The organism is Paracraurococcus ruber (assembly GCF_004353985.1).
Lineage (GTDB): Bacteria > Pseudomonadota > Alphaproteobacteria > Acetobacterales > Acetobacteraceae > Paracraurococcus > Paracraurococcus ruber.
This window is the reverse complement of record NZ_SMOA01000070.1, coordinates 19,998-27,289: the sequence shown is the minus strand read 5'-3', so window position 1 is coordinate 27,289 and position 7,292 is coordinate 19,998. Positions and strand designations below refer to the sequence as shown.

Sequence of the window (7,292 nt, the reverse complement as noted above, 5' to 3'; positions counted from 1 at the left end):
GCGCGGCGCCGCCGGGCCGCGGGCCGAGCAGCGCGTGCAGGACCACCGGCGCCGGCACGCCGCGCAGCCGGCGCGGGCCCATCGGCGCCAGCGCATAGGCATCCGGCAGCAGGGCGCGGCAGGCCTCGGTCAGGCAGATGCCGCCCGGCTCCGCCTCCGCCGGCAGCCGGCTGGCGAGGTGCAGCGTCATCCCATAGGCATTCAGGTCGCGCTCCAGGCCGTCCGTCGGCATGTCGGCCACGACATCTCCCGAATGCAGCCCGGTGCGGACCGCCAGGTCCTGGCCCAGCCCGCAGACCGCGTCGCGGATCGCCAGCGCCGCATGGCAGGCGCGCAGCGCATGGCCTTCCTGCGCCCGCGGCGCGCCGAACAGCGCGACGATGCCGTCGCCGAGGCCGGCGATGACCGTGCCGCCGGAGCGCTCGACCGCCGCGCACATCTGTTCCAGCACCGGCTGCAGGCGGCCCATCGCCGCTTCGGGACCGAGATCCGCGACCAGCTCGGTGGAGCGCACGAGGTCGGAGACGAGCACGGTGACCGGCTTGATCTCGCCTTCCATCACCTGCACGCGGCGGAACGCCGCGCGCGGCGTATCGGCGCGCGGCGGCGCCAGGCTGGTGCCGCAGGCGCCGCAGAAACGCGCGCCGGCGCGGGTGGGGGCGCCGCAGCCGGGGCAGGGTTGCGGCAGCCGCGCGCCGCAGCCCTGGCAGAAGCGGTGCGACGCCGGGTTCGCCTCGCCGCAGGCGTCACACTGCATCCGGCACTCCGCTGCGCGAGGAGGCTTCGAGCTGAGCCGGCGGCACGATATGGCGCGCGCTTCGCTTGGGCAAACTTCGCTTGGGCAAAGCTTCGCAGCCGCATCGTCACGCACCGGAACGGTGGTCACGCGCCGGTTGCATCCTGCCGGTCCCTCCGGCGGCAGGTGGCATGGCGCCGGCCGCCCGCCGGCGACGGGATGCGGCGGCCCTGCGCGCATCATGCACGGGGCCGGACCGGGCCGGCGGGGCGGAGTATCGGTGCGGTTCGCACCGGAAGCGTTCTGGCCTTCGTCGCCGAGCGCGGAAATCCCGCCGCCCTTGCGCGGACGGCGCCGGCAGGCACCGGGTCGTGGATGCCGCCGGTCCTCGCAAAGCCGTGCGGGACGCCAGGTTCGACCGGCAGGCGCGCGGCCCCGCCGCGGATCAGCCCGCTCGGGTGAAGCGCATGCCCCGCACGCGGGACCCGGTGACGGCGAAGCCGGCAAGGCGCCCCGCCGCGTCGCGCAGTGCCTTGGCATCCACCCAGCCCTGGAACAGCGTGGCCGGCGTCAGCACGCGGAAGCAGTCGCCCTCCACCGGCAGCACCTGCCAGGGGCCGCTGGCGCTGACCGGGCCGCGGACCTGCACGGCCAGGCCGTCGTCTGCCGGCGCGACGGTCCAGGTCGCGTCCAGCTCCTCGCAGCGCCAGGTGCCTGCCAGCCCCTCGGGCGGCGCGCCGCCCTCCCCGGCACGGCGATAGCGGGTGACGCTGCCGGCATCGGTCTCGACCAGCAGCGCATCGCCTTCCGGGACTGTCAGCGCGAAGGGGTAGATGCCGCGGCGGGCATGCAGCCGGCCATCCTCCCCCGCCGCCAGGGCGAAGGGCTGGCCATGCTGGTTCGCCATCGGCGTGCCATCCGCCGCGATCTCGATCTCGAGCGTCGCGCCCGTCTCCGGCTCCAGCCAGCGGCCGGCCAGGGGGTCCAGCGACGGCTTCGGCGGCAAGGCGGGCAGGGGGTGCAGGCCCGGCCGGCCTTCCAGCGCCGCATCCAGCAGCCGGTGGCCCAGCGTGTGGACATCGATGCCGCCATGGTTGGCGATGACGATGGCGGTCACCCCGGCCCCCGGCGCCCGCAGGAAGCAGGTGCGGTAGCCGGGCCACAAACCGCCATGGTTCTCCGTCCGCAGGCCGCGATATTCCGTCACCTCCAGGCCGCGGGCATAGATGTTGAGCCGGCCATTCTCGAAGGGCGCCCGTTCGGTCAGCGCCGCGTGCAGCCAGTCGCCGCCGACCAGTCCGGTGGCGAGGTTGCGGTCCCAGATCGCCAGGTCCTCGACGCAGGAGACCAGGCCGCCCTCCCCGCCGAGGGGGAAGCCGTGCTGGGCGCGGACGAAGCCCGCCCCGTCCGGCAGGTAGCCGGTGGCAAGCCGCGGCACGACATCGCGCAGCAGCGGCGTGTGGCGGGTGCGGGTCATGCCCAGCGGGGCGAAGATCCGCTGTTCCAGCACCGCGTCGAGCGGCGCGCCCGCCGCCTGCTCCACGATCCGGCCCAGCAGCATGAAACCGGTGTTGGAGTAGAGGAAGCGCGTGCCGGGCGCGAAATTCAGCCCGCGCTGGCGGCCCGCCATGGCCAGGATCTGCGCCGGCGTCGCGGGATGCGACAGGTCGGTGCCGGACAGCCGCATCAGCTCCAGCATGTCCCGCAGGCCGGATGCGTTGCGCATCATCTGGTCGATGGAGACGCGGGTGCCGAGCGCCGCCAGGGCCGGCACCCGGTCCCGCACATCGTCCTCGAGCGAGAGCCGGCCCTCCCGCGCCAGCAGCAGGATGGCCGCGCAGGTGAATTGCTTGCTGACCGAGGCGATGCGGAAGCTGGTCCCCGGCCCGATCGGCACGCCCAGCTCCAGGCTGGCTTCCCCCGCGCTCTCCTGCAGGACCAGCGCGCCGTCCCGCACCAGGCCGAGCGTCGCGCCGGGCGAGCCCGGGCGGTCCCAGGGCGCGAGCAGGCGGCGGGCCCGGCGGCGCAGCGCCAGCAGGTCCAGGTCGGTCATGGCGAACCCCTCTGTGCAGGCGCTGCGGGTGCGGGTGCGTCGGGCGTGGGTCGCGTCCGCGGCGGGCGCGGTCAGTGCAGCCGCGGCGCCTTCAGGAAGCTGCGGCGGTCGATGGAGGTGACGGTCAGGTCGCGCGGCGCGGCGTCCCGCCCGATGGTCAGCCGCACCTTGGCCCCGGCATTGCCGCTGGACCACAGGGCGCGCCACAGGCCGGGCAGGTCCGTCACCCGGGTGCCGTCCACCGCCAGCACCCGGTCGCCCTCATGCACCCCGGCCTTCTGCGCCGGGCCGTTGCGGGCCATGGAGGAGACCACGACGCCGCTCTCGTCCTCGGTCGCGTAGAGGCCGAGCCAGGGCCGCGCCGGCTTGTTCGGGCGGCCATAGGACAGCAGGTCGCCCAGGATGGGCGGCAGCAGGCTGGCCGGCACCACCATGTTGAGGTCCACCCGGCGCCCCTTGCCATCCTGCTGCTGCATGACGAGGGAGCCGACGCCCATCAGCGTGCCCTGGCCGCCGATCAGCCCCGCCCCGCCCCAGGAGGGATGCGCGGGCGCGGTGAAGATCGCCGCATCCAGCATGTATTCCCAGTAGCCGGCGAATTCCTGCCGGGCCGCGATGGTGCAGCGCAGCGCGTGCTTGCGGCCGCCGGCGCTGGCGAAGACGCAGGTCTCGCCGGGCTTCGGCGCCTCCCCGGTCTCGACCGGCAAAGCGGGCAGGTTCAGCCGGCCGAGCGCCTGGATGAGGCCGAGTCCCGTCTCGAAGTCGTAGGCCAGCGCATGGCCCGGGATGGCGCGGCCGTCATGGGTGGTCAGCCAGATCGTCTCCGCCTCGGTCACCAGGTAGCCGATGGTGGCGATGAGCCCGTCCGGGCGGATCACCACGCCGCTGCCGGCACGCTCCGTCCCCAGCGTCTGGGCGGTGAAGGCATCCGGCGGGACCAGCGCCTTCACGCCGACGACGGAGCGCAGCACCTGGTCCAGGTCGAACTCATGCTCGGAGGGATCCGGCTGGAGGTCCGACGGGATTTCCCATTCGCTGCTCGCCATGCGTCTCGGTCCGCTCCGCCCCGGGGGGTTGCCCAAGGACCCAATATCGGCCCATCCGGCGGCTTCGCCAACGCGGGAGATGGCGGAATGGCCGAGAGGCTGGTGATGCTGGGCGCGGGCGGCCATGGCCGGGCGCTGATCGAGCTGCTGCGGGACCTGGGGACCTACGACCTGGCCGGGCTGGTGGACGCCGCGCCGAAGGGGCCCGCCATGCTGGGGGTGCCGGTCCTGGGGGATGAGGCGGTGCTGCCCGGCCTGCGGGCCGGGGGGGTGGGGCTGGCCTGCATCGCCATCGGCGACCCGGCGGCCAGGCTGGCCGCGGCGGCACGGCTGGCGGCCCTGGGCTTCCGCTTCCCGGTGCTGGTCCACCCCGCCGCGGTCCGGGCCGGCAGCGCCGAGGTGGCCGAAGGCACGGTGGTGCTGCCGCGTGCCGTGCTGGGCGCCGCCGCCCGGATCGGCCGCTTCTGCATCGTCAATACCGGCGCGATCCTGGAGCATGACGTGGTGCTGGAGGAGGGCGCGCATTGCGGTCCCGGCAGCGTGCTGCCGGGCGGGGTGCGGGTGGGTGCCCGGGCGCTGGTCGGCGCCGGCGCCGCCTGCCGGCCCTATGTGACGATCGGCGCCGGCGCGGTGGTGGGCGTCGGCGCGGCGGTGACCGAGGATGTGGCGCCCGGCGCCGTGGTGGCCGGCGTGCCGGCCCGGCCACTGCCGGGGTGAATGGCCCCGGGGCGGGCCGGGGCGGGTCCCGCCCGTCGCCAGATCTGGCGGCGGGCGTGCCATGCGGCCGCCTTGCCGGTGCCCCGGCGGATCGCCGGGCGAGCGGTGCGACGCGGCGCGGCTGCCCAAGCAGCAGGCGCCGGAGCCAGGCGGCGAGGGCTGTGCCGGCCCCACCGGGCCATTTTGCGTGACCTGGATTTCATCCGTCCGCCATGCGTCGGCGGCCCGGTCGTGCTGGCGTCTGGCCTGCGTGGAAAGGCTCGTTCATCCTCCCAATGGCGTGCTTCCGTTGCCGCCTGCATGGCACGCATGATGCTTGGACGCCGGATGGACCGACCCGCGCCACGCCGGGCCATCGATGGAATTTCATTGGGAGATCGCCGACCTGCACGGCACCGTACCCATCCGCGGCCCCGCGGCGCCCGCGCGCGGCGCCATCGAATTCGCCGCGGTGACCAAGCGCTTTCCGGGCGGCGCGATTGCCGTGGATGCGCTGGACCTGCGCATCCGCGCCGGCAGCTATGTCTGCCTCCTCGGTCCGTCCGGCTGCGGCAAGACCACGACGCTGCGGCTGCTGGCGGGGCATGAGCACCCGACCACCGGCGACATCCTGCTGGACGACGCGAACATCGTCGGCCTGCCGCCGGCCCGCCGCGGCACCGCGATGATGTTCCAGTCCTATGCGCTGTTCCCGCATCTCAGCGTGCTGGACAACGTCGCCTTCAGCCTGCGGATGCGCGGCACCGGCAAGGCGGACCGCCACGCCCGCGCGCATGACGCGCTGCGGTTGGTGGAGATGGACACCTATGCGGCGCGGATGCCGGCGCAGCTTTCGGGCGGGCAGCAGCAGCGCGTCGCGCTGGCCCGCGCCCTGGTGACCAACCCGGCGACGCTGCTGCTGGACGAGCCGCTCTCGGCGCTGGACCCCTTCCTGCGCGGGCGGGTGCGGGCGGAGCTGAAGCGCTTCCAGCGGGAGTTGCAGATCAGCTTCGTCCACGTCACCCACAGCCAGGACGAGGCGCTGGCGCTGGCCGACCATGTGGTGCTGATGCGCGCCGGCCGGATCGAGCAGCAGGGCACGCCGGAGGAGATCTTCGACCGCCCGCGCACCGCCTTCGCCGCCCGCTTCATGGGCGGGCACAATGTCTTCACGCTGGGCGACGGAAGGCTGGTGGCGGTGCGCAGCGATCGCACGCAGTTCGCCGCCGCCGGCCAGCCCGCCACCGTGACCGGCGTGGAATACACCGGCACCGGCTTCGGCGTGACCCTGGCCGGGCCGGGCGGGGAAGAGTTCACCGTCGCGCTGACCGAGGCGGCGCTGCATGCGCGGCCGGTGGCCCCGGGCGATCCGGTGCATCTGGCCTGGGACGAGGCCGATACGCGGCCGCTTGAAGGCGGCGCCTGAGGAGGAGGGGGACGATGAACGGAAAAGGCTTCACGCGGCGCGCGGCGCTGCAGGCGGCGGGCGGGATGGCGGCCGCGGGGCTGGCGGCGCCGGCGGTGCATGCGCAGGGCGCGGTGGTGCTGCGCTATGTCGGCACCGCAGTGAACCAGCACCAGGGCATCAAGGAGAAGGTCAAGGAAGACCTCGGCATCACGCTGGAATACGTGCCCGTCACCTCGGACGACGTGGTGCGGCGGGCGGTGACCCAGCCGAACAGCTTCGACATCCTGGATTCCGAGTACTGGATGCTGAAGAAGATCATCCCGTCGGGCAATCTGGTCGGGATGGATGCCAAGCGCATCAAGCTGGTGAACGAGATCACCACGGTCTTCACCAAGGGCGAGATCGCGGGGAAGAAGATCGGCGGCCAGGGTACCGCGCCCTGGAAGGTGGGCTACCTGCCGGGGCGGGAGGCGAAGAGCTTCGCCAATGGCCAGACCGAATGGCTGACGCTGATCCCCACCGTGTACAACGCCGACACGCTGGGCATCCGGCCGGACCGGATCGGCCGCCCGATCGACAGCTGGGCGGAGCTGCTGAACCCGCAGTTCAAGGGCCGCGCCTCGATCCTGAACATCCCCAGCATCGGCATCATGGACGCGGCCATGGTCGTGGAGGCGACCGGCCAGCACAAATATGCCGACAAGGGCAACATGACGCGGGCCGAGATCGACCTGACCATGCGCGTGCTGACCGAGGCGAAGCGCGCCGGCCAGTTCCGCGCCTTCTGGAAGGACTTCAACGAGAGCGTGAACCTGATGGCCTCCGGCGAGGTGGTCATCCAGTCCATGTGGTCGCCGGCGGTGACGGCGGTGCGCAGCAAGGGCGTGCCCTGCATCTACCAGCCGCTGAAGGAAGGCTACCGCGCCTGGGCCGGCGGCTTCGGCCTGCCGAAGACGCTGACCGGCCGCAAGCTGGACGCGACCTACGACTTCATCAACTGGTTCCTGTCGGGCTGGGCGGGCGCCTTCCTGAACCGCCAGGGCTACTACGCCGCCGTGCTGTCCACCGCGCAGAAGGCGATGCAGCCCTTCGAATGGGACTACTGGATGCTGGGCAAGCCGGCGGCGCAGGACATCAAGGCGCCGGACGGCACGCTGCTGGAAAAGGCGGGCGCGGTGCGCGACGGCGGCAGCTACGAACAGCGGATGGGCGGCATCGCCTGCTGGAATGCGGTGATGGACGAGAACGACTACATGGTCAGGAAATGGAATGAGTTCATCGCTGCCTGACCCCATCCGATCGGCGGAAGGGATGGCGGCAACGCCGCCATCCCACCGGAGCCGTGAATCGGAT

The 7,292-nt window shown here is 73.1% G+C and carries 6 protein-coding genes; 3 read left to right on the top strand and 3 right to left on the bottom strand.

The window, feature by feature from the left end:
- From E2C05_RS33020 to E2C05_RS14720, 3 genes are all read right to left on the bottom strand, one after another.
- Nucleotides 1–757: adenylate/guanylate cyclase domain-containing protein (locus E2C05_RS33020; RefSeq protein WP_192912467.1), on the bottom strand; the 757-nt coding region annotated here is incomplete at its 3' end.
- A gap of 424 nt (nucleotides 758–1,181) precedes the next feature.
- On the bottom strand, nucleotides 1,182–2,789 hold the full coding sequence (locus E2C05_RS14725) for a serine hydrolase domain-containing protein (protein ID WP_133220403.1): 1,608 nt from the start codon (nucleotides 2,787–2,789) through the stop codon (nucleotides 1,182–1,184).
- 71 nt (nucleotides 2,790–2,860) lie between these two features.
- Entirely contained in the window at nucleotides 2,861–3,835 is a 975-nt protein-coding gene (locus E2C05_RS14720; protein ID WP_133220402.1) for a S1C family serine protease, read from the bottom strand.
- 87 nt (nucleotides 3,836–3,922) lie between these two features.
- Between E2C05_RS14720 and E2C05_RS14715 the strand changes: the two genes are divergently transcribed.
- The 3 genes from E2C05_RS14715 to E2C05_RS14705 all read left to right on the top strand — a co-directional run bounded on the left by E2C05_RS14715 (nucleotide 3,923) and on the right by E2C05_RS14705 (nucleotide 7,228).
- Nucleotides 3,923–4,552, top strand: a complete 630-nt coding sequence (locus tag E2C05_RS14715; protein ID WP_158292129.1) for a NeuD/PglB/VioB family sugar acetyltransferase — start codon at nucleotides 3,923–3,925, stop codon at nucleotides 4,550–4,552.
- Between the two features lie 358 nt (nucleotides 4,553–4,910).
- Entirely contained in the window at nucleotides 4,911–5,957 is a 1,047-nt protein-coding gene (locus E2C05_RS14710) for an ABC transporter ATP-binding protein (RefSeq protein ID WP_133220400.1), read from the top strand.
- A gap of 14 nt (nucleotides 5,958–5,971) precedes the next feature.
- Nucleotides 5,972–7,228 carry an ABC transporter substrate-binding protein gene (locus E2C05_RS14705; RefSeq protein WP_133220399.1) on the top strand — a complete coding sequence of 419 codons (1,257 nt, stop codon included), beginning with the start codon at nucleotides 5,972–5,974 and terminating at the stop codon, nucleotides 7,226–7,228.
- Nucleotides 7,229–7,292: the final 64 nt, after the last annotated feature.

Coding starts and splice junctions, on each gene's coding strand:
- E2C05_RS14725 (WP_133220403.1), bottom strand. CDS start 2,789: ATGACCGACCTGGACCTGCTGGCGCTGCGCCGCCGGGCCCGCCGCCTG.
- E2C05_RS14720 (WP_133220402.1), bottom strand. CDS start 3,835: ATGGCGAGCAGCGAATGGGAAATCCCGTCGGACCTCCAGCCGGATCCC.
- E2C05_RS14715 (WP_158292129.1), top strand. CDS start 3,923: ATGGCCGAGAGGCTGGTGATGCTGGGCGCGGGCGGCCATGGCCGGGCG.
- E2C05_RS14710 (WP_133220400.1), top strand. CDS start 4,911: ATGGAATTTCATTGGGAGATCGCCGACCTGCACGGCACCGTACCCATC.
- E2C05_RS14705 (WP_133220399.1), top strand. CDS start 5,972: ATGAACGGAAAAGGCTTCACGCGGCGCGCGGCGCTGCAGGCGGCGGGC.